The following is an 18,396-nucleotide window of genomic DNA, read 5'->3' on the forward strand; positions in this document are numbered from 1 at the left end:
CCAGCCACGCCCGTAGTCCGACCGGCGGGTCTCCGACCAGCCGACCTAACCCAACCCCACCGATGAAAGGGACATCAACTCGCAGAACGCACTCTGAGAGCCCAGGAAGAAGTGGGCCAGCAGCAGACCGGACGCGGTCAACATGACTAGGTTCCCTGCGGCCACGGGACGCCGGGCCAGCACTGCCAGGCGCACCAGCGGCACCATCGTGACGCGCTCGATCAGGACGAACACCACCAACAGCACGACGCCTGCGGCGAGGGCGAGCAGCGTCACCGTGTCGCCCCAGCCGGTGTCGCCTGCCCGCACCAGCCCGTAGATCAGTGAGCCGACGGCGAGGGCGGCGGTCACCGCGCCCGGCACGTCGATCTGGGTCGCGTGGCGGGTGGAACGGCCGGAGGGGACCACCATCGGCAGGGTCACGGCGACCAGGATGCCGACGGGTACGTTGATGAAGAACACCCATTCCCAGCCGGGTCCGGCGGTGAACACCCCGCCGAGCAGCACGCCGATGGCCGCGCCCGCGCCGCCGATGGCCGCCCAGACGCCGAGCGCGCGGTTGCGGTCCGGGCCGTGGAAGGTCGTGGTCACGATCGACAGGGCCGCGGGTGACAACATTGCCGCACCGATGCCCTGCGCGGCACGCGCGGCAACGAGCATGGCCGCATCACCGGCCAGCCCGGAGACGAGCGAGGCGAGGGTGAACACCGCCAGCCCGGCCAGGAACACGCGCCTGCGGCCGAGCGCGTCGGCCATGCGCCCGCCGAGCAGCATCAGCCCGCCGAAGCACAGCGTGTAAGCGGTAATCACCCAGGTCAGCGCGGTCCGGTCCAGGTCGAGCCGGTCGGCGATTACCGGGAGCGCGACGTTCACCACCGTCACGTCCAGGATCACCATGAACTGGGCCAGGCACAGTAGGAGCAGCACCAACCAGCGCCGAGACGTTCGCTGCCCGTCGGCTGCCGCCAGGTGGTACCTGGCATGTGGGGTCTGATTCATCAATCCTCCTAAACTGAACATATGTGTTCGACTTAGGGTATGGTCGAGCTTGCGATAAGTCGAACAGCAGTGTCTAGATAAGGTGTGGTGAGGCAGATGGCCAGCGGACGACGGGCCGACCATGGCATGCGGGAGCTGGCAACCGGCGGTGCTCCAGCAGGATGGGTACTCGCTGCACGACGACGGCCCCGAGGAGGCTCACCCTCTGCTGGCCCGCTCCTGGCGGCCGATCATGCGTAGCGATCCGGCGTTGGGCACGGACACCATCGTCGTGCTGCTGCCGGCAGGGCTGATCTTCCTGGGGGCATTGGTGCTAGGCGTCTGGAAGTACTGGCAGATGGTCCACTCGGAACAGCACGTGGCCCACCCCTATGTGGACATCGCTCACAGGGCTGCGCTGCTCTATTCGTTCGCGACGCTGCTGATCGCGGTGTTCGTCGAGCTGAGTGGCTGGCCGCCGGTGGTGAATCTCGTCGCGGCCGGCGTCGTAATCCTGTTCTTCGTCGCGGCGATCGCGACCTACATCTACCATGGCTGGCGCCAGGACACCGACAACCAGCTTCGCCATCCCGTCCGCGGTACGGCTGCCTTCATGTCCGCACTGATCGTCGGCGAGATCGGCGGCGTCACCGTCCTGTTGGCCGGATTCGTCCAGGCGCAACTGTTGTGAACCACCATGCCGGGAGGTGCTCGATGCTCGACGTGGTGGTCGTTGGAGTCGGGTTGGCGGGCCTCGCGGCAGTTGATGCGCTGAGGCGGATCTACGCCTCCTCTTCGTCGTCGTCCTCGTCGCCTGCGGCGTCCGGGTCGCGCAGCTGCCGGCGCCCGCCCGGCAGCTGCGGCAGCGCGAACGAGTACTTCCCATAGACGTTCTTATCTGGACATTCGCTTGGGATGACCTTGGAGTTTCCCCTCTTTGACGCGTCTTCGTCGCATACGTTGGCCCACATCCCTGCTGCCGCAAGGCGAGGAGGCCGAGATGCGGGTCGTCAAGGAGCGGGATGGCAGGATCGTCCGCCGGGTTCGGCCGGTCAACGATGAGGGAGAGCCGGTGGGGCCGGTCTGCCGGCTTCTGGATCACCTTCGGGACAGGGAGTTCTCGCCGAACACTCTGAGCGCGTACGCGTACGACCTGAAGTACCTGTTCACCTTCCTCGATCAGGGAGCTTGGACTGGCAGGACTTCCGGGCGCCCTCGCGATAGGCCGCATCCAGGCCAGCCAAGTGAGTGGCCAGCAGCGCGCCGGGGTCCTCGGGCAGGCCCCGGGGCGGTCAGCACCGGTGTTTTGACCGCAGCCCACTCCGCACCCTCCAGCAGGTGCGCGTTCAGATTACGCCAGCGCAGCGAGGTCTCCGCGTAGATCTCCCGGCGTTTGAGATGCCGGTGGAACTGCTCCAGTACGCAGAAGGTGTAGGCGTTCTTGTCCACCGCGCCACCCGGATCGGCCGGGTGGCCGAACACCAGGCGTTTCCACGGCCCGGTCACCACCTGCGCGTGCATGGTCTTGGTGGTCCATTTGCGGCTGGAGTCCAGCTGGGCGGCCAGGCAGCGCATCGCCCGTAACACCTCGATCCCCTCGGCGTTCGCGCCGAAGGCGATGATGGTCGGCAGCAGCTTCACAAACCCGCTGACCGTGGCGATCCGCCCGGTTATCTCCGCTCGCCAGCCGCCGTCGTCCTCGGCGTCCGGCGGCGGCACTATGCCGGTCACCGTGGCCACCGCCGCCCGCAACTCCGCGCGGGGAATGACCATGTCGATCGCGTCCCACACCTCGGCCAGCCGGATCTCCTCACCCCAGCCGGTAGCCTCCAGTAACACCTCCACCGCCACCACCAGCCGGGCCGAGGCCTTGGCCAGCTTGGGCGCCCGGCGCACCGTGCCCTTGTCGGCCGCCCGCTGCGCCTTGCCCAGCAGTTCGGTGACCATCAGCAGGTCCAGCAGTTCAAGGCCGTCATCGACCGTCTTGGCCTCCAGATGGCGCACCGTGGCCAGCAGCGTGGCCAGCTTGCGCGCCTCGGGGTGGCGCTTGAGCTGTGAGGGCTTGGCGCCCCTATGCCGTAGCGGGCCGGCTCCGCCAGCCGTCGGCGCGGCATCTGCGTGCCCAGCTCGATTTTCCCGAACCCCGCCTGGCAGATCTCCCTGACCAGCTTCAGCGTCTTGACCATCTCCGGGCCCGAGGCTCGCGCCGGCCTGGTGCGCCAGCGCTCCAGATCCGACATCCGCATCCCCGGTCGGATCTCCGGCACCATCATCAGCACCTGGCGCTGCTCGGGCGTCGGCACCTCGTTCAAGGCGTCCCACAGCCGCGCAATCGCCTGTTCGCGTACGTGGGCGATCAGGCGCGTCAGCGTCGAGATGCCCGGCCGCAGCACATCGCGCTCGGCCAGCCATTTCACCGCCGTGGAAGATCGCGGTGCGCCCTTCCTCGAACATCCACGCCCGCGCGTCCACCCACGCGGTCAGCTCGTCTTCGACCTCGGCGAAGTCCCGCAGTCCAAAGACACGCCGAATCTCCCACGTGTGGTCCAGACGAGTCTTCTCCCGCTCGGTGTAGTGCTTCACGCACAACGGATCGGCGATCTCCAGCTGTTCGGCGACGAAGTCCATGACTTCCGTTGGCACGTCCAGCGGATCGGTGAGAAACGTGCGCAAGAAACGCACCGTCCCGAGCTGCAAGGCAAACCCGAGTTTCAGGTGGCCCCCGCGCCGTTTGGCGATCAGGGCCTTGTCTGCGTCATCGAGGAAGAAGACCCTCTCCAATTCGTCCCGCGACGGAGGACCGTCGAACGGCTACGACGTCGTCATTCAAGAACTCCACAGGCACGGCCCACAAGGTAGGGCCAGACATAATTAATTTTCCGGAGAGTCCTCGAATCGTTACACAGCGTTCAATCGGCGCGCCTGTTGAAGACCAATTTAGGTGTGCGATGGAACGAAATCCGGCGTTACCGCTTCAGGGAACGCAGGCTGTGAGTACGGCCTGGACCAGGTCGACCACTCGCTAACGCCGGATTTCGTTCCACTGTTCTCCGGCCCCCATGTCACGGTGGCGTGCCCGCTGTGCCACTCAATCGTGATCACCCAAGACGGTGCGACGCTCAGGTGCGCCACGGATGCACGATGAGCCGGGTCACGATTGCTGGAACGGGTAGCTGCTGCTCGTGATGCGGTCAGAAGATCAGGTTCAGTGCGGCCTCGCGCCGGAAGGCGGGGGCGGTATGAGGGTTGCCGGCGTTGAACGGCGGTTGGGGGTCGTATTCGATCGCGAGCTGCACGGTCCGCGCCGTCTCCTCATCCTGCGCCTCGGCGAGGAAGGTCAGCGCCATGTCGATGCCGGAGGAGATTCCAGCGGCTGTCACGATCTTGCCGTCGAATACGACGCGTTCCTTGACGTGTTCGGCGCCGACGGCGGGAAGCTGCTCGGCCCAGCCCCAGTGGCTGGTGGCTTTACGACCGGCCAGCACACCGGCCGCGCCGAGGACGAAGGAGCCGCTGCAGACCGAGGTGGTCCATCGGGTGTGCTCGTGCGCGGCGCGGATCCAGGACAACAGTTGCTGGTCGCCCGTGGCGGCCAGGGTCCCGGGGCCTCCGGGTACCAGGATCACGTCCGGCCGGGGCAGGTCGGCGAAGGAGGCGGTAGCGGTGATCGCGAGGCTGGCTTTGTCGTCGATGACTGGGCCGGGTACGGCGGCCACGAAGGTGACCGTCCAGCCCGGCGCGAAGGCCAGAACGGTGTAGGGGCCGACCGCGTCCAGGGCGGTGAACCGGGGGTAGAGAGGGATGGCGACGTGCATGGTCAGTTCTCCTGTGTCTGGAACCGGCGGCGGTAGTCGCCGGGTGAGATCCGCCAGTGTCGGCGGAAGACGCGGTAGAGGGTTTCCGGCGTACCGAGCCCGGATAGGCTCGCGATGCGGTCGAGCGGATGGCCGGTGCTCTCCAGCAGTCGGCGAGCGGCGTCGGCGCGGCTGCGCTCGACGTATCGGCCGGGAGAGACTCCGGTCTGGTTGGTGAAGATCCGCGAGAAGTGGCGCTCGCTCATCCCTGCGCGCCGGGCCAGTGCCGGCACGCTCAGGTCATCGGCGGGGTTGGCGTCGATGAAGGCTTGGAGTTCGCGCAGCGGCTCGGTGCGCGGTGTGCCGGCCCTCATTGGGGTGCTGAACTGGTCTTGCCCGCCCGGCCGGTGCAGGTACACCACGAGCCCGCGGGCGACTTTCCGGGCCAGCGCGTGGCCGTGGTCCTCGGCCACCAGCGCGAGCGTGAGGTCGATTCCGGCGGTGACTCCGGCCGAGGTCCAGACCTCCCCGTCCCGGATGTAGATCGGATTGGCGTCCACCGTGGTAGCCGGGTAACGGCGGCCGAGGTCGGCGGCCGCCATCCAGTGCGTGGTCGCCCGTCGGCCATTCAGCAGCCCGGCCTCAGCCAGCAGGAAGGCTCCGGTGCAGACCGACGCGACCCGGCGGCTCACACGCGCCAGCCGGGCGATCTGCTCAACCAGCTCCCGATCATCCACGCAGTCCGGGACCTTCAGGCCGCCCAGCACCAGCAGCGTGTCGACCGGCCCCTCGACCTCGCGCAGGGCTATTGCCGCGTCGATCACGATCCCGCCGTGAGCCGCCACGGCGCCGGCGCGCACCGCGGCCACCTCCACCCGGTAGCCGCCCTCCGGGGCGAACAAGCTCGCGGTCTCGAACACGTCCACTGGCCCGGCCAGATCAAGGAGCTGGAACCCCTCGAAGATCACCACAACCACTCGTCGCCGCATGACATTCATCCTGGTCAGTGACATGGATGGCGTCAATGACACAGATATTGCAAATTAGGCCATGAACAGGTTGCCGATCGGCGCTCAGGTGACGGCTATCCCGGGAAGTGACAGCTATCCCGGGAAGTGACAGCTACCGCCGAGCGTAAAACGATCATGAAACCTTAAAACGCAAGCACGTACTTGGTCGGGGCCGCATTGGACCCGTTGGTAAGAATCGCGCCACATGACCTAAACGAGAGGCATAGCCGCAGCAGCTCATGATGTGCAGTTGCGGGACGCCGCCAAGAGCGGGTTCGGTCCGGACATTCGGGGTGAGTCTGGCGCGCAGCAACGTGATCACGATGCGTCGTGCGTTTGCGCAGCCGCCTGGGCCGGTTACTGCATCAGCTCGGTATGCGGATGCTCCGGCGCTGCCGGGCAGAGGTAGAGCTGCTGGTTGTAGCCGCGGCCGATCTGGACCGCGGCCGGGTTACTCGGGTCGGGGTAGGCCGGGTTCGCGGCCGAGGGGGAAAGCGCAGGCAGGTGATCGCACGGGAGTGGCCTGCGCCGGATGCGGGGCACCCCTCGTGCTCACGTGCTGCGGTGGTCACAGGGGTGCGCTCGCGCGGAGGCGGGCGTGGCGGGCGGGTGAGTGTCGTGAGTATCCAATCAACGGACCGCCCGGCATCCTGAAGCCCGGCCGACGGGTTTGCCCCGTCGCGCCGGGCATGTCAGACGGTTCGCAGTGCCTCGGTAGGTTGCATGCGGGCCGCGCGGATGGCGGGCAGCAGCCCGGCGGTGGCGCCAATGGCGACGGCCGCGCCCAGCCCGCCGGCCCAGGTCAGCGGGGGTATCACGGTGGCCCAGTTGTTGATGTGGGTGTAGATGGTGGTGGCCAGGGCACCGAGGGCCACGCCGGCGAGGCCGCCGAGCGCGCCCAGCAGGATCGCCTCCGACAGGAACTGCAGGCGAATGTCTGCTCTGGTCGCTCCGAGGGAGCGGCGCAGGCCGATCTCGGAGCGGCGTTCCAGGACCGAGATGACCATGGTGTTGGCGACGCCGATGCCGCCGACGAGCAGTGCGACCGCGCCCAGGCCCAGGAACAGGCCGTTGAACGCGGATTGGGCGGCCGCGCGGGCCACCAGGGCGGCGGAGGGCTGGCTGACGTTGACCTCGCCGGGATTGCGCGGGTTGGTGGTGGCGGCCAGTACCTTCCGCACGCTGGGCACGTGTTCGGTGGCCGCCCGCACGTAGATCGTGGTCGGATGGCCGTCGAAGCGCAGGTATTTTTCGGCGGCCGGATAGCCGACCAGTACCGCGGAGTCGATCTCCGGCGTCAGCTTCGCCGGGTTGAGGATCCCGGCGACGTAGAACCATTGCCCGCCGACCCAGATGCGCATCCCCTGGTGGATCTTCGCGATGCCGAGACGCCGGGCAGCGTCGGCGCCGAGGACGGCGACCGGTTGCCGGGCGGTGGCGGCGTTGAGATAGGCGCCTTGGGCCAGGCTGGTGCGCACCGCGGCGGGCAGGTCCAGGCTGGCCGCGTTGACGCTCAGCGAGTTGGTGTTGAAGGCGGGGATGTAGGGGTTGCGGAAGGCGTTGGCCGTGGTTTTACCGGTGTGTTCGACCTTCTCGACCGGGCCGATTCTGGCGATCATCCCCGGCGCGTCACCGGGCAGCTTCGCATTGTCGCCGCCCATGGTCTGGCCGGGGGTGACGGTGAGCAGGTTGGTGCCCAGCTTGTCGATCTCGGCCAGCAACCCGGCCTGGGAGGAGGCCGACAAGCCCAGCACGGCCACCATCGCCGCGACGCCGATGGCGATGCCGAGCGCCGACAGGGCCGCTCGCATCCGCCGGGTCCGCAGCCCCAGGCTGGCCACCCGCGCCAGGTCGGCCGAATACATCACGGCTCCCGCCCATCGGCGACGAGGTGCCCGTCCAGCATCTCGATGCGGCGGGGCAGCCTCGCGGCCAGCTCCCGGTCATGCGTGATCATGATGATAGTGGCGCCTTCGGCGTTGAGCTTCTTCAGCAGGGTGAAGATCGCGGCTCCGGAAACGCTGTCGAGGTTACCGGTGGGCTCGTCGGCCAGCACGATCGCCGGGTTGCCGACCAGCGCGCGGGCGATCGCGACCCGCTGCCGCTCACCGCCCGACAACTGGGGGGGACGGTGGTCCAAGCGATGCCCCAGCCCGACCCGCTCCAACGCCTCGGACGCCGCCTGCAGCCTGGCGCGATATCTGACACCGGTGTACAGCATGCCGTCGGCCACGTTCTCCACAGCCGTGGCGTGCTGGGCCAGGAAGAACTGCTGGAAGACGAACCCGATCCGCATCGCCCGCAGTCTGGCCAAGGCCCGGTCGGACATGCTCGCCACGTCGTCGCCGACGATGCGCACCGTGCCCAAGGTGGGCCGATCCAGCGTACCCATGATCTGCAGCAGCGTCGATTTGCCCGACCCGGACGGCCCCACGACGCCGACCAGTTCGCCGGCCTCGACGGTGAAGCTGACCTCCTGAAGCGCCACCACCGGTGTCGCGCCAGGATAGACCTTGCTCACCCGGTCCAGTTCCAGAACACTCCTCATGACGCAGGCACCACGATGCGCTGACCTTCGGCCAGGCCGTCGCCGGTGACCTCGACCCTGCCCTCGCTGTCGTCGAACAGCCCCGTCGTCACACCCACCAGCCGATGCTCGCCACCGGCGTCCACGACCTCGACCGCGTAGCCGCCACCGGCCAGCGCGAGCAGCGAATTCACCGGCACCGACAGCACGTCCTCGGCGGTGCCGGTGACGATCGAGACCTGTACCGGCGCCTTATCCAGGCTGCCGGTCTGCTTCGGCCTGGTCGGCCGGATCTTCACCTCGATCGTGGTCCCGCTGTCGGAGGTGGTGGCGACCTTGCCGACCTCGGAGACCACGCCCGGCGCTGTCTTGCCGTCGGGCAGCGTGATGATCACTTTGTCGCCGACGGCCACCTGGCTCTGCCGGCCGGCGTTCAGCTCGACGGTAACCTGCCGTGCCGTCGAGGATGCCTCAAGCACCACGGTCCCGGCCGCCGTCTGCGCGCCGCTGACCGCGTTCACCTTCAGCACCCGGATCGTCTTGGCCGGCACGAACACCGCCTGGCCGAGTGCAAGGTTCCCCGACTCTTCCAGTCCGGCCCTGTCCTGCAGGTCCCGAAGAGCGTTGTAGGTGGCCCTGCCGAAGTAGTCGGATCCGGGGTCGAGCTGGTCCTTGGTGGCGTGGCCGAGCGTCACCAGCGCGGCGTTCAGCTGCTGAACGTCGGCGCCGTCGGCGCCCCACGACAGCGACCGGTAGATGGGAACCGCACCGTGGAGCAGCACCACGGGCTTGCCGTCCACCCGGTAGAGCACATTGCCCGCGGTGACGACCTGGCCCACGGCGGGCAGCTTGGTCACCGTACCGGCAGCCCTGTTGACGATCTGGTGGTTGCCCGCGTAGCCGAGCGTGCCGTTTTGCAGGGTACGGGCCGACAATGTGCCCTTGGTCACCTGTGCCAGCCCGGTCCTGGCCGGGCTCTGGGCGGTGGTGCTCGCAGTGGGCGCGGCGAACGGGTCGGCGCGCAAGACCCAGCCACCCCCGGCCACCAGTGCGCCGGCCGCCACCAGCGCGGCCACCCAGCGCATCGCACTCAACTGCCGCCGCCGGTCTTGCCGGGGGTCATGTTCCGGATGCTCTGCGGCTGGTATTGCTTACAGGATTCCTCGGCCTTCTTGAACTGCGGCGTGTTCGGGTCGTCGTTGAGCTTGAAACCGCCACCTGCGTCAGGGTCGGGGAACGACGGCACGCCGTTGTCACGCATGCACGCGGCGTACTTGAGCTTGTCCGCCGTGGACCACGTCGCGTTGGGGTCGTTCTGCGGGGGCGGAGCGGGCATGAACTCCTTGCAGGCCTCGGCGGCCTTCTTGAACGCCGGGGAGTTGAGATCGATCCCCTCTCCCATGCCCTTGCCCGGCTCCGGGTCCTTGAAGTCCGGCAACCCGTTGTCGCGGACACACTGGGCGAAGGCCACCGGATCGGCCTTGGAACCGCCCTGCGGGGCGGCGGCGGACGCCGGACCGGCCTGCGGCGCTAGGGAGGCCACCGTCCTGCCGGGTTCCTGGCTGTCCCCGCAGGCCACGCCGGCCAGCGCGAGGGCGGCCAGCGCGAGAACCGGTGCGACGGCCCGCGCGGTGCTCTTGCGTGAGCACTTCCGCCTGGCCACGCTCTGGCCGAGAGTGCTTGCCATGTCGTTCTCCATCGTGTGCGGGTGAGTATTGGCCCGGTCGCCGAGACGGCGCGTGCGGTGGCCGTCCCGGCGACCGGGTGAGGGCAGCGTCGGCTACTTCGCGGGTACAGGGGTGCCGTCGCAGCCGCGGTCGATGCGGCCCGTGGTGAAGTACGACACGAGCTCGGCGGCGCAGTCCGGCACGCGCAGGACGGACCCGTGCACGTCGTCGGCGACGGTGAAGACCGTGCCGCCAACGGCGGCGTGCATCTGCTTGGTCCACTCATACAGGGAGACGGCTTCGTAGCGATGTCCGGCCAGCACCAGCGACCCGCCGCGACGCTGCACCTTGATCTTCTGCACCGGCAGCGGCCAGCCCGCGCATTGGGCGGAGAACCTACTGGCCCGCCCGGTGACCGGGTTGCGCTCAAGTCGCCGCTGGTAGGTGGCCCAGGCATCGGAGAAGTTGAGCCGGCTGGGGTCCTCGTTGCAGAAGACGGCCTGGCCCGCGGTCGCGTTGAACCGCTCCGGCGCGCCGGCCGGCGGGCGCTGCAGAGTGCCCTGCCCGAGAAGTCCCCTCAGGGCCGGCGGCGCGGTGTCACTCTCGTCCCGCATCTCCTTGAACGCCTGGGCGACCTGCGGCCAGTCCGGTGCGCTCTGGATGGCCAGCATGGAGACCGTGGCACCATCGGCCACCATCTCCCAGTCGCTATAGCGCCTCGGCTGCTCGTCATAGGCGCGACCGAGCGCCAGCACCGTGGCCCGCACCTGCTTCGCGGTGCTGCCGAGGCCGTAGGTCCCGTTGCGCTCGGCGATCCAGGCCGCCATCCGCGGGAAGTGACGCTCGGTGCCCGCCGCGTGGCCGTCCTCGAAGTCGTCGAGCCGGAAGTTCACCGGCGCCACGCTGTCCAGGAACATGCGTCCGACGCTGTGCGGGAACGTGCTGCGGTAGACCGCGCCCAGCCAGGTGCCCCAGGAGATGCCCAGGAAACTGAGCTTGCGCTCGCCCAGTGCGATCCGCACCCGATCAAGGTCACGGGCCGCGTTCTGGGTGGTGAGCTGGCCGAGGAAGGCGGGATCGAAATCCCCGCACGCCTTGTTCGCCGCGGCCCCGGACTCGTGGACGAGCTTGGCCGTCTCCTCGGGCAGCGGCCCCGGCTGGGGCGGCACGCCCTGGCCCTGGGGGGCCGGGCAGTCGACCTTGGTGCTGTAACCGACCCCGCGGGGATCGAAGCCGATCAGGTCGTAGCGGTCGTTGAGCTTGGCGTTCGTCTGGTTCATCGAGGCGATCTGGAGCGGGAATAGGTAACCGGAGGCGCCTGGCCCGCCCGGGTTGAGCGCCAGGCTGCCCAGCCGGTGCTTGCGGTCGATGGCCTTGACCCGGGTGATCGCGATGGTGATCTGCCGTCCGCCTGGTTTGCGGTAGTCCAGTGGAACGCTGACGGTTCCGCACTCCATCCGGCCCAGCAGCGCACGGAACGTCCGCCGTTGCTCATCAGTGACGGCAAGGCTACGGATCACCTCGTCGGAATAGGCGGGACACGACCGCCACGTGACCGATGCCAGCGCCTGCCCGCTGTCAGCCGTCGCGGCGGGCGAGCCCGCGATCAGCGCGGTCAAGGTGACGGCACTCGCGGCTGCGGCGGCAACCGCGCGGCCGGTCAGAAGTCCATGTTCAGTCATGTGGCCCACCTTGGTGGCGGCGATCGTGCACCCGCGTCCGCCTCCAGCCACACGTGGGCATCTGTCTTGAGACGTATACGGGCGTCGCCGAATCAGACTTGCGGCAGACGCGGGCGCATCGGTCCTGACCATAAGCTCACAGGACTATGACGCCTCTTCGCGCGTGGTCACGCTCACCGATGCTGCAGGACGCGGCGCCGGCCGCGGTGCTGCTCGCGATCTGCGTGCTGGTCAACGCCCCGAACGCGATCGTGGGCAACACGGCGGGTACCCCCGTCGCCGCTGGACAGGACGGACAACTCGCCCTGTGGTGGGCGGCGACGGCGCTCGCCGCCGGCGGCGTCGTGCTGCGCAGGCGCTGGCCGCTGCCGATGCTCGTCGTCTGCGTGCTGTCCGCCGGGGTGCACGTGGCGCAGGCCGCACCTCTCATGATCATCGATCTGAGCGTGCTGGTTCTGCTCTACACGGTGGCCTCCCGTTACGCGTGGGTCATCTCGCTGGCGGCCCTGACTTGCCTGTTGCTTGTGGCCGCCGGATGGAGCCTGTACGGCCCGCTACCCGGCCCATCCGAGGTACTTTCCATGGGCCCCGGCCTTGGCACCCCATCCGGCCCGAAAGAGGTCATGAGGGTCCATCGCCAGGCCTCGGCCGATGCCTGGAGCGGCCTGTCCGTACTCGGCTCGGCCCTGGTCGCCTCCTGGGCCATCGGCTCCGGCGCCCGCAGCCGCCGCGCCTACCTCGACGAGCTGCACGCACACGCCCGAGACCTCGAACGCGAACGCGACCAGCAGGCCGCGCTCGCGGTAGCCGCCGAACGCGCCCGGATTAGCCGCGAACTGCACGACGTCGTGGCCCACGGCCTGTCCCTCATGGTGATCCAGGCCCAAGGCGGCGCCGCCGCGCTCGACAACACCCCGGCCGATACCCGGACCGCGCTGGAGACGATCGTCACCACCGGCCGTGACTCCCTCGCCGACATGCGACACGTGCTCGCCGCGGTCGACGAGGTGGACGATGCCTGGCATCCGCAGCCCGGCCTGGCGCACCTGCCCGCCCTGCTCACGCAGGTCAACAGGGCAGGCACGCCGGTACGGCTGCGCGTCGAGGGCTCCCCCGTGACCCTGCCCGCCACCATGGACCTGTCGGCCTACCGCATCGTGCAGGAAGCCTTGACCAACACCATGAAACACGCCGGAACGGGCGCCGCCGCCAGCGTCGTCCTCACCTACCACTACGCGGAGATCGGCATCGAGATCAGCGACAACGGCCGCGCCCGGACCGGGGACGCTGGCGCAGGTAACACCGGCGCAGGTAACGGGCTGCGAGGCATGCGCGAGCGCGTCAAACTGCTCGGCGGCACGTTCACCGCAGGCCCGAAGCCCCGAGGCGGGTTCACCGTACGGGCGGCGCTCCCGATCCAGGGACACGCCACATGATCGACATACTGCTCGCCGACGACCAAGCCCTCGTCCGTACCGGCTTCCGCATGATCCTCGACAACGCCGACGACATGCAGGTCGTCGGCGAGGCAGGCGACGGCGCGCAGGCCGCGGAGATGGCCGTCCAACTCCAGCCCGACATCGTGCTCATGGACGTCCGGATGCCCGAGGTCGACGGCGTCGAAGCGACCCGCCGCATATGCACCGGCACCAGCCGGATCCGGGTGCTGATCCTGACGACCTTCGACCTCGACGAGTACGTCTACGCCGCCCTCCACGCCGGCGCCAGCGGATTCCTCCTCAAGGACACCCTCGCGCCCGACCTGCTCTCGGCCATCCGCGTGGTCGCACGCGGCGATGCGGTCGTCGCGCCCAGCGTGACCCGCCGGCTCCTCGAACGATATGTCGGCATCGGCGTCGCCCAGGCCATACCCGCTGCCAGCCTCGACGTCCTGACCGAACGCGAACGCGAGGTGCTGAGCCTCATCGCCCGCGGCCTGTCCAACACCGAGATCGCCGAGTGCCTCTTCCTGTCCGAGGGCACCGTCAAAACCCACGTCAGCCGCGTGCTGGCCAAACTCGGCCTACGCGACCGTGTCCAAGCCGTGGTCTTCGCCTACGAAAGCGGCCTGGTACGCACCGGAGCCACCTAACGATCATGGGTCGCGAAGTTCTGGGCGTATGCGACCGGCCCAGTCGGTCAAGCCGCCACACCAAGCGGCCCATTCGCCGGCGGCAACGCCACCATCCTCTGGCTCTACCACGTCCTCAGCCCCCTGCAATGCCTCACCAGCCCCGGCCTGACCAGCCAGAACGGCACCCTGGTCGCCCAGATCACCCTCAGCTGAGGGCCCGCCCACGCGCGCGCCAAGAGCACGTCGCCGCCACCCGACTGTGGCGTGAGTGTGGCTTCGAGGCGGGTGGTGTCTGCGGTGCGCGGGGCCGACGATAACAGGGTGAGCACCGCGAGTGAGGAGCTTCAAGGAGCCGCGACCGCGACCGCCCGGCCCGTTCCGGGCGGGCTGCCGCCGGGACGGGCCGTGGGTCGGCGATGGCCCGCTATGAGCTGCCGGCCCCGCATCTGCATGAGGGCGTGCCGCTGGCCCGGCTGGCGGCGGGGCAGGGCGAGAGCGGTGTCACCTACAGGACGTTGCAGCGCTGGCTGGCGGCCTACCGGCAGGGTGAGCTGTAGGCGCTGGCCGGGCCGGCCGAAAGGACAAGGGGTTGCGCCGGTTCACCTACTGGACGGTGCATAAGATCGTCAGCTCGCTGAACCCGGCGCTGGTCACCCTCGGCGTGCAGGGCGCCAAGAAGTACCGCGAGCCTATGAGCTGGTCTACCGGCGCGAGGCCGCCAAGCCCAACGAGATCTGGCAGGCCGACCACACCGAGCTGGACATCTGGGTGATCGACGACAACAACAGCCCCGCCCGGCCGTGGCTGACCGTGATCGAGGATGACCACTCCCGCGCGATCGCCGGATACGCCGTCAACCTGGAAGCGCCCTCGGCGCTGAGCACCGCGCTGGCCTTGCGGCACGCGATCTGGCGCAAGAACGAACCGTCCTGGCACGTGTGCGGCCCCGTCGGTCCTGCACCTCGACCACGGCGCCGACTTCACCTCCGCCCACCTGCAGCAGGTGATGGCCGACCTGAAGGTCACGCCCGTCTTCAAGGGCCAGCCACACGGCCACGGCAAGATCGAGCGGCTGATCGGCACCGTCAACCAGATGTGCCTGGCCCACCTGCCCGGCTACGCGCCGCGCGGCACCTGCGACCGGGCCGGGCAAGCCACGCTAACCCTGCCCCAACTGGACGCCGCGATCGGCCGGTTCTTCCATCAGGTCTACAACCAGCGGCCCCATTCGGAGACCAAGACAGCGCCGCAGGCACGCTGGGAGGCCGGCGCATTCATCCCGCGCATGCCCGGCTCACTCGAGCAGCTGGACCTGCTGCTGCTCACGGTCGCCAAGCCCCGCAAGATCCACACCGATGGGATCCACTTCCTGTCCTTGCGCTACTGCCGCCCACACCGAACCGCTGCCCGCCGCCTACCCCACGCCAGCGCCGCCAACTGGCACAGCCTGGCCCAGCCCGCCACTGACGACACCGTGGCCGCCGCCCAGCCCGGCGATCCCTGCCCCGAGCCGCCGCCAGGCGCGGACACCACCCCTACCCGCCGTGACGGTCCGCGACTTAAACGCTACTGGAATGAGTGATCCGTTCCCCGCCCGGACACACACCACGCGTGGACTTAACAGAGGACAGCGACTCAGGCGACACCCCCGATCCACCCCCTGATCCCCTCGACCAGCCCTACCCCGAAGACGCCGACCTTCCGCCCGGCCAGCCGCGCGACCAGCCGGCCGGCGAGCCGGCACCCGGCGGCCACGCTTCCCGCCTGGACATCAGCGACCGGCCGCCACCGCCCCACCGGCCCGGCCCGGACGGCAACGGGCACGCGACAGCAGGGGCCGCCGCCGCCCCCATCATGATCACCAAAGAACACCGGATGTTCGTCGAATTCGCCGACGCCGTACGCCGCGGACGCTACGTCGGTCTCTGCTTCGGAGCCCGGGCGTCGGAAAGACACCATCGGCCCGCCACTACTCCCCATGGGATCGGCTCGCCCACCACCTCGACGGCATCCGCCCCGCCGGCTCCGACGACGGCGACACCTCAGCCGCGCACCTTCTGGCAGCCCGCGCCGTCATGTACAAGCCCAAGGTCCACAACACCCCACACCATCTCGACAAAGAGATCTCCTTCCTGTGCTACCGGCTCGGCTGGAACGTGGAGATCATGCTCACTCCGGCCGCGGCGTCGACGAGCACGGCATGCTCAACGCCAGTACTCACGCCGAGCTCCTCATCGTGGACGAAGCCGACAGGCTCCGGGTCGCGCCACTGGAGCAACTACGCGACCACCACGACCGGACCGGCATCGGGCTGATCCTGATCGGGATGCCGGGCATAGAAATACGGCTCTCGCGCTACTCCCGCGTCGGATTCATCCACCGCTACAAGCCCATGTCCGCGAACGAGCAGGCCTTCGTCCTGGGCCGCTCATGGCCTCATCTACGCCTCGACGACATCAACGACTACGCCACCATTGAAGCCGTCACCGCCATCACCCGCATCACCAGCGGCAACTTCCGGCTCACCGTGCGCCTCATCGGGCAGATCGAGCGAATCATGAAGATCAACGATATGTTCGTCGTCACCAAGGAGATCGTCGACGCCGCCCGGCAGAACCTCGTCATCGGCTCGATGTGAGATCACACCAGCCACAAGCGGAGATCCACGACCAACGATCATGAGCTGAGGCTACTGCCTGGCCCCCGTTTCCGGGCCAGGCAGCGGCCTGTTCAGAACACTCAGGACCAACCACCCCAGCCAAGCCGACCACGACAAACACCGATCCAAGAATCACGACCCCAAGCGATCCAAGTCACACGCAGGCGGCCGCCGATCGTCACCGTACTCGTACACCGCCGCGCGCTTCGACCGCGTCCTGCACCCGTCCGCGCCTACCATCGGGGGCGATCGGCGGTCGTCGCGGGACTTTCGTCCCTGACCCGCCGGGCGGGGACGCGGGCAGGCTGAAGACATGAAACTCGACTCGGCCGGCCTGCAGGTGCTCACCCATGAGGAGTGCATGCGCCTGCTGCCCGCACGCCCGATCGGGCGGATCGTCTTCACCGACCGCGCGCTGCCGGCCGTGCAGCCGGTCAACTTCTGCCTGGACGGCCAGGACATCGTCATCCGGGCGGCGGCCGGCTCCAAGCTGGCGGCCGCCACCCGCTGCTCGGTCGTGGCTTTCGAGGTCGACGACTTCGACGCCGACGCGCGCAGCGGCTGGTCGGTCACCGTCGTCGGGTACGCCCGCGTCGCCGACGACCCGGAGGAGATCGCCCGGCTGGAACGACTGCCGCTGACGCCGTGGGCGCCGGGCCGTGACCACTTCATCGTCATCACCGCGGTGGAGGCCACCGGCCGGCGCGTCCAGCAGCCCTTCGCCGGTGCTCCGAGCCCGGTGGACAAGTCACCATCAGCTCATCAGGAGGTGAACCGATCATGACCGGTGGACGCGTGATCATGGAAGCGCCGCTCGTCGACGCCGAACTGCTGACGCTGAAGAAGCGGGTCGACAGCCTCGAGGAGCAGGTACGCACGCTGACGGCCGCGAACCTGGCCCTCGTGCGCAGCATGGAGAATCTGCAGCGGATCTCACCGGCCGCGGCCGGTTGAGCGTCTACGTGGTGCCGGCGAGCTCGTCTCACACCTACACGACGAGCTCGCCAAGGTCTGGAATGCTGCCGAGGTCGGTGATTAGGGTGATGGCGACGTCCGGCGGACTCGCCCGATCGATCAGCCCCTGTCATCGGCGGCCGGGGACGACACGCGCGTCCGGCCCGGGATAGACAAGAGACTCGTGCCCGTTGTCCAGCCAGCGCACCTGGTAGGGGGGCGAGCCGTCGGCGTGCTCCACGCCCACGACGAAGCCCTCCCGACGGACGTTGGCGCCGTACGTACCCTCCACGATCAGCCGATCCCCCACAGTCGCTTTCATGACGACCCCTCATCTCCTCGTTCAGGTGAGTCGGCGGGCGCGGACAGGCCGCAGCCGCCCGCGCCCGTCAGGCGTCAGTGCTCGACGGTGATCCGCCGGCCCTCGGCCTTCTTCTCCTCGGTCAGCCCCACGCTGACCTCCAGGACGCCGCCCTGGTAGACGGCCTTGACGTCATCGGTCTTGGCCGTGGCGGGCAGCGTCACCGTCCGCGACAGCGCCCCGTAGGCGAACTCGGAGCGGTGCGGCTCGGCCGACTGGCGGGTCTTCTCCGCCCGGATGTGGAGCATGCCGCCGTCCACGGTGACCTCGACGTCCTTGTCGGGGTCGATCCCGGGCAGCTCGGCACGCAGCACGTACCGGCCGTCGGCGATGTAGTCCTCGACCCGGACGATCTGGCCGAAGGGGCGGAACCCGAACATCGGGCTCTCCATCCACTCCAGCAGCTCCGGGAACGGGAACCTGATGTCCCTCCGCTCAGGCAGGTTCATCGCAGCCTCCTTCCGTGGGACCCCGGTCCCACACCTCCAGGCCACACCCGGGGGAATCCCGTCCCCAGAGGAGAAGGCCCTCGTACCGGCGGGACCATCGTCACTTTCGCCGGGGGCCGGGCGCGGGACTTTCGTCCCTGGTGCCCGCGACGGCGATGACCTGGGCTTGAGGTGTGGAACCGGCGGAAGGGAGGCCACCATGGACTGGCCCCTCGCGATCGTCCTCGTAGCGGTGATCATC

General features: G+C 68.7%; 21 protein-coding genes. 8 read left to right on the top strand and 13 right to left on the bottom strand.

What is annotated here, in order from left to right; translation table 11 throughout:
* Positions 1 to 45: 45 nt before the first annotated feature.
* A complete protein-coding gene (locus tag AB0C27_RS27400; RefSeq protein ID WP_357848915.1) occupies positions 46 to 1,122 on the bottom strand; it encodes an MFS transporter in 1,077 nt (358 codons plus the stop codon).
* Positions 1,123 to 1,147: 25 nt separating this feature from the next.
* On the opposite strand from AB0C27_RS27400, the gene AB0C27_RS27405 reads away from it, so the two are divergent.
* Complete coding sequence (locus tag AB0C27_RS27405; protein ID WP_357848918.1) at positions 1,148 to 1,669, top strand: hypothetical protein; 522 nt, start codon at positions 1,148 to 1,150, stop codon at positions 1,667 to 1,669.
* 488 nt (positions 1,670 to 2,157) lie between these two features.
* On the opposite strand, the gene AB0C27_RS27410 is transcribed toward AB0C27_RS27405, so the two are convergent.
* The 8 genes from AB0C27_RS27410 to AB0C27_RS27445 all read right to left on the bottom strand — a co-directional run bounded on the left by AB0C27_RS27410 (position 2,158) and on the right by AB0C27_RS27445 (position 11,658).
* Positions 2,158 to 3,759, bottom strand: coding sequence for a DUF4158 domain-containing protein (locus tag AB0C27_RS27410; RefSeq protein WP_357848921.1), 1,602 nt, complete (start codon positions 3,757 to 3,759; stop codon positions 2,158 to 2,160).
* 410 nt (positions 3,760 to 4,169) lie between these two features.
* Complete coding sequence (locus AB0C27_RS27415) at positions 4,170 to 4,793, bottom strand: DJ-1/PfpI family protein (RefSeq protein ID WP_357848924.1); 624 nt, start codon at positions 4,791 to 4,793, stop codon at positions 4,170 to 4,172.
* A gap of 2 nt (positions 4,794 to 4,795) precedes the next feature.
* The gene (locus AB0C27_RS27420; protein WP_357848927.1) at positions 4,796 to 5,761 is read right to left on the bottom strand and encodes a GlxA family transcriptional regulator; all 966 of its coding nucleotides are present in this window, start codon (positions 5,759 to 5,761) and stop codon (positions 4,796 to 4,798) included.
* A 713-nt stretch (positions 5,762 to 6,474) separates the two neighbouring features.
* Positions 6,475 to 7,647 carry an ABC transporter permease gene (locus tag AB0C27_RS27425; protein ID WP_357848930.1) on the bottom strand — a complete coding sequence of 391 codons (1,173 nt, stop codon included), beginning with the start codon at positions 7,645 to 7,647 and terminating at the stop codon, positions 6,475 to 6,477.
* A complete protein-coding gene (locus tag AB0C27_RS27430) occupies positions 7,647 to 8,330 on the bottom strand; it encodes an ABC transporter ATP-binding protein (RefSeq protein ID WP_357848933.1) in 684 nt (227 codons plus the stop codon). The genes AB0C27_RS27425 and AB0C27_RS27430 overlap by 1 nt, the downstream gene beginning before the upstream one ends.
* Complete coding sequence (locus tag AB0C27_RS27435) at positions 8,327 to 9,394, bottom strand: HlyD family efflux transporter periplasmic adaptor subunit (RefSeq protein WP_357848935.1); 1,068 nt, start codon at positions 9,392 to 9,394, stop codon at positions 8,327 to 8,329. Before AB0C27_RS27435 ends, AB0C27_RS27430 begins: the two co-directional genes overlap by 4 nt.
* 5 nt (positions 9,395 to 9,399) lie before the next feature.
* Positions 9,400 to 9,996: a hypothetical protein gene (locus AB0C27_RS27440; protein WP_357848940.1), complete on the bottom strand. Its 597-nt coding sequence runs from the start codon at positions 9,994 to 9,996 to the stop codon at positions 9,400 to 9,402.
* A gap of 93 nt (positions 9,997 to 10,089) precedes the next feature.
* On the bottom strand, positions 10,090 to 11,658 hold the full coding sequence (locus AB0C27_RS27445; protein ID WP_357848943.1) for an alpha/beta fold hydrolase: 1,569 nt from the start codon (positions 11,656 to 11,658) through the stop codon (positions 10,090 to 10,092).
* Positions 11,659 to 11,837: 179 nt separating this feature from the next.
* On the opposite strand from AB0C27_RS27445, the gene AB0C27_RS27450 reads away from it, so the two are divergent.
* From AB0C27_RS27450 to AB0C27_RS27460, 3 genes are all read left to right on the top strand, one after another.
* Positions 11,838 to 13,094: a histidine kinase gene (locus AB0C27_RS27450; RefSeq protein ID WP_357848946.1), complete on the top strand. Its 1,257-nt coding sequence runs from the start codon at positions 11,838 to 11,840 to the stop codon at positions 13,092 to 13,094.
* Complete coding sequence (locus AB0C27_RS27455) at positions 13,091 to 13,750, top strand: response regulator transcription factor (RefSeq protein WP_357848949.1); 660 nt, start codon at positions 13,091 to 13,093, stop codon at positions 13,748 to 13,750. Before AB0C27_RS27450 ends, AB0C27_RS27455 begins: the two co-directional genes overlap by 4 nt.
* A 398-nt stretch (positions 13,751 to 14,148) precedes the next feature.
* Complete coding sequence (locus AB0C27_RS27460; protein WP_357848952.1) at positions 14,149 to 14,289, top strand: hypothetical protein; 141 nt, start codon at positions 14,149 to 14,151, stop codon at positions 14,287 to 14,289.
* A gap of 144 nt (positions 14,290 to 14,433) precedes the next feature.
* Here the strand turns inward: AB0C27_RS27460 and AB0C27_RS27465 are convergent, their stop codons facing one another.
* Positions 14,434 to 14,649 (bottom strand): hypothetical protein, encoded by a 216-nt coding sequence (locus AB0C27_RS27465; protein WP_357848955.1) that lies wholly within the window; start codon positions 14,647 to 14,649, stop codon positions 14,434 to 14,436.
* Positions 14,650 to 14,738: 89 nt separating this feature from the next.
* Between AB0C27_RS27465 and AB0C27_RS27470 the strand changes: the two genes are divergently transcribed.
* A complete protein-coding gene (locus AB0C27_RS27470; RefSeq protein ID WP_357848957.1) occupies positions 14,739 to 15,314 on the top strand; it encodes a hypothetical protein in 576 nt (191 codons plus the stop codon).
* A gap of 53 nt (positions 15,315 to 15,367) precedes the next feature.
* Here AB0C27_RS27470 and AB0C27_RS27475 read toward each other — a convergent pair whose 3' ends face one another.
* Positions 15,368 to 15,556, bottom strand: a complete 189-nt coding sequence (locus tag AB0C27_RS27475) for a hypothetical protein (RefSeq protein WP_357848960.1) — start codon at positions 15,554 to 15,556, stop codon at positions 15,368 to 15,370.
* A 154-nt stretch (positions 15,557 to 15,710) separates the two neighbouring features.
* Between AB0C27_RS27475 and AB0C27_RS27480 the strand changes: the two genes are divergently transcribed.
* From AB0C27_RS27480 to AB0C27_RS27490, 3 genes are all read left to right on the top strand, one after another.
* Positions 15,711 to 16,370: an AAA family ATPase gene (locus tag AB0C27_RS27480; RefSeq protein ID WP_357848963.1), complete on the top strand. Its 660-nt coding sequence runs from the start codon at positions 15,711 to 15,713 to the stop codon at positions 16,368 to 16,370.
* Positions 16,371 to 16,704: 334 nt separating this feature from the next.
* Positions 16,705 to 17,175, top strand: coding sequence for a pyridoxamine 5'-phosphate oxidase family protein (locus tag AB0C27_RS27485; protein ID WP_357848966.1), 471 nt, complete (start codon positions 16,705 to 16,707; stop codon positions 17,173 to 17,175).
* On the top strand, positions 17,172 to 17,345 hold the full coding sequence (locus AB0C27_RS27490; RefSeq protein ID WP_357848969.1) for a hypothetical protein: 174 nt from the start codon (positions 17,172 to 17,174) through the stop codon (positions 17,343 to 17,345). Before AB0C27_RS27485 ends, AB0C27_RS27490 begins: the two co-directional genes overlap by 4 nt.
* 130 nt (positions 17,346 to 17,475) lie before the next feature.
* Here the strand turns inward: AB0C27_RS27490 and AB0C27_RS27495 are convergent, their stop codons facing one another.
* Both AB0C27_RS27495 and AB0C27_RS27500 read right to left on the bottom strand, forming a co-directional pair.
* Positions 17,476 to 17,667 (bottom strand): DUF1918 domain-containing protein, encoded by a 192-nt coding sequence (locus tag AB0C27_RS27495; protein ID WP_357848972.1) that lies wholly within the window; start codon positions 17,665 to 17,667, stop codon positions 17,476 to 17,478.
* A gap of 74 nt (positions 17,668 to 17,741) precedes the next feature.
* Positions 17,742 to 18,155 (bottom strand): Hsp20/alpha crystallin family protein, encoded by a 414-nt coding sequence (locus tag AB0C27_RS27500; RefSeq protein ID WP_357848975.1) that lies wholly within the window; start codon positions 18,153 to 18,155, stop codon positions 17,742 to 17,744.
* Positions 18,156 to 18,396 lie beyond the last annotated feature (241 nt).

Source organism: Nonomuraea sp. NPDC048882 (assembly GCF_040649755.1).
Taxonomy (GTDB): domain Bacteria; phylum Actinomycetota; class Actinomycetes; order Streptosporangiales; family Streptosporangiaceae; genus Nonomuraea; species Nonomuraea maheshkhaliensis.

Excerpts from the sequence above, each read along its gene's own strand:
- AB0C27_RS27400 (WP_357848915.1), bottom strand. The coding sequence starts at position 1,122 with ATGGTCGGCCCGTCGTCCGCTGGCCATCTGCCTCACCACACCTTATCT.
- AB0C27_RS27415 (WP_357848924.1), bottom strand. The coding sequence starts at position 4,793 with ATGCACGTCGCCATCCCTCTCTACCCCCGGTTCACCGCCCTGGACGCG.
- AB0C27_RS27420 (WP_357848927.1), bottom strand. The coding sequence starts at position 5,761 with ATGCGGCGACGAGTGGTTGTGGTGATCTTCGAGGGGTTCCAGCTCCTT.
- AB0C27_RS27425 (WP_357848930.1), bottom strand. The coding sequence starts at position 7,647 with ATGTATTCGGCCGACCTGGCGCGGGTGGCCAGCCTGGGGCTGCGGACC.
- AB0C27_RS27430 (WP_357848933.1), bottom strand. The coding sequence starts at position 8,330 with ATGAGGAGTGTTCTGGAACTGGACCGGGTGAGCAAGGTCTATCCTGGC.
- AB0C27_RS27435 (WP_357848935.1), bottom strand. The coding sequence starts at position 9,394 with ATGCGCTGGGTGGCCGCGCTGGTGGCGGCCGGCGCACTGGTGGCCGGG.
- AB0C27_RS27440 (WP_357848940.1), bottom strand. The coding sequence starts at position 9,996 with ATGGCAAGCACTCTCGGCCAGAGCGTGGCCAGGCGGAAGTGCTCACGC.
- AB0C27_RS27445 (WP_357848943.1), bottom strand. The coding sequence starts at position 11,658 with ATGACTGAACATGGACTTCTGACCGGCCGCGCGGTTGCCGCCGCAGCC.
- AB0C27_RS27450 (WP_357848946.1), top strand. The coding sequence starts at position 11,838 with ATGCTGCAGGACGCGGCGCCGGCCGCGGTGCTGCTCGCGATCTGCGTG.
- AB0C27_RS27455 (WP_357848949.1), top strand. The coding sequence starts at position 13,091 with ATGATCGACATACTGCTCGCCGACGACCAAGCCCTCGTCCGTACCGGC.
- AB0C27_RS27460 (WP_357848952.1), top strand. The coding sequence starts at position 14,149 with ATGGCCCGCTATGAGCTGCCGGCCCCGCATCTGCATGAGGGCGTGCCG.
- AB0C27_RS27470 (WP_357848957.1), top strand. The coding sequence starts at position 14,739 with ATGGCCGACCTGAAGGTCACGCCCGTCTTCAAGGGCCAGCCACACGGC.
- AB0C27_RS27480 (WP_357848963.1), top strand. The coding sequence starts at position 15,711 with ATGGGATCGGCTCGCCCACCACCTCGACGGCATCCGCCCCGCCGGCTC.
- AB0C27_RS27485 (WP_357848966.1), top strand. The coding sequence starts at position 16,705 with ATGAAACTCGACTCGGCCGGCCTGCAGGTGCTCACCCATGAGGAGTGC.
- AB0C27_RS27490 (WP_357848969.1), top strand. The coding sequence starts at position 17,172 with ATGACCGGTGGACGCGTGATCATGGAAGCGCCGCTCGTCGACGCCGAA.
- AB0C27_RS27495 (WP_357848972.1), bottom strand. The coding sequence starts at position 17,667 with ATGAAAGCGACTGTGGGGGATCGGCTGATCGTGGAGGGTACGTACGGC.
- AB0C27_RS27500 (WP_357848975.1), bottom strand. The coding sequence starts at position 18,155 with ATGAACCTGCCTGAGCGGAGGGACATCAGGTTCCCGTTCCCGGAGCTG.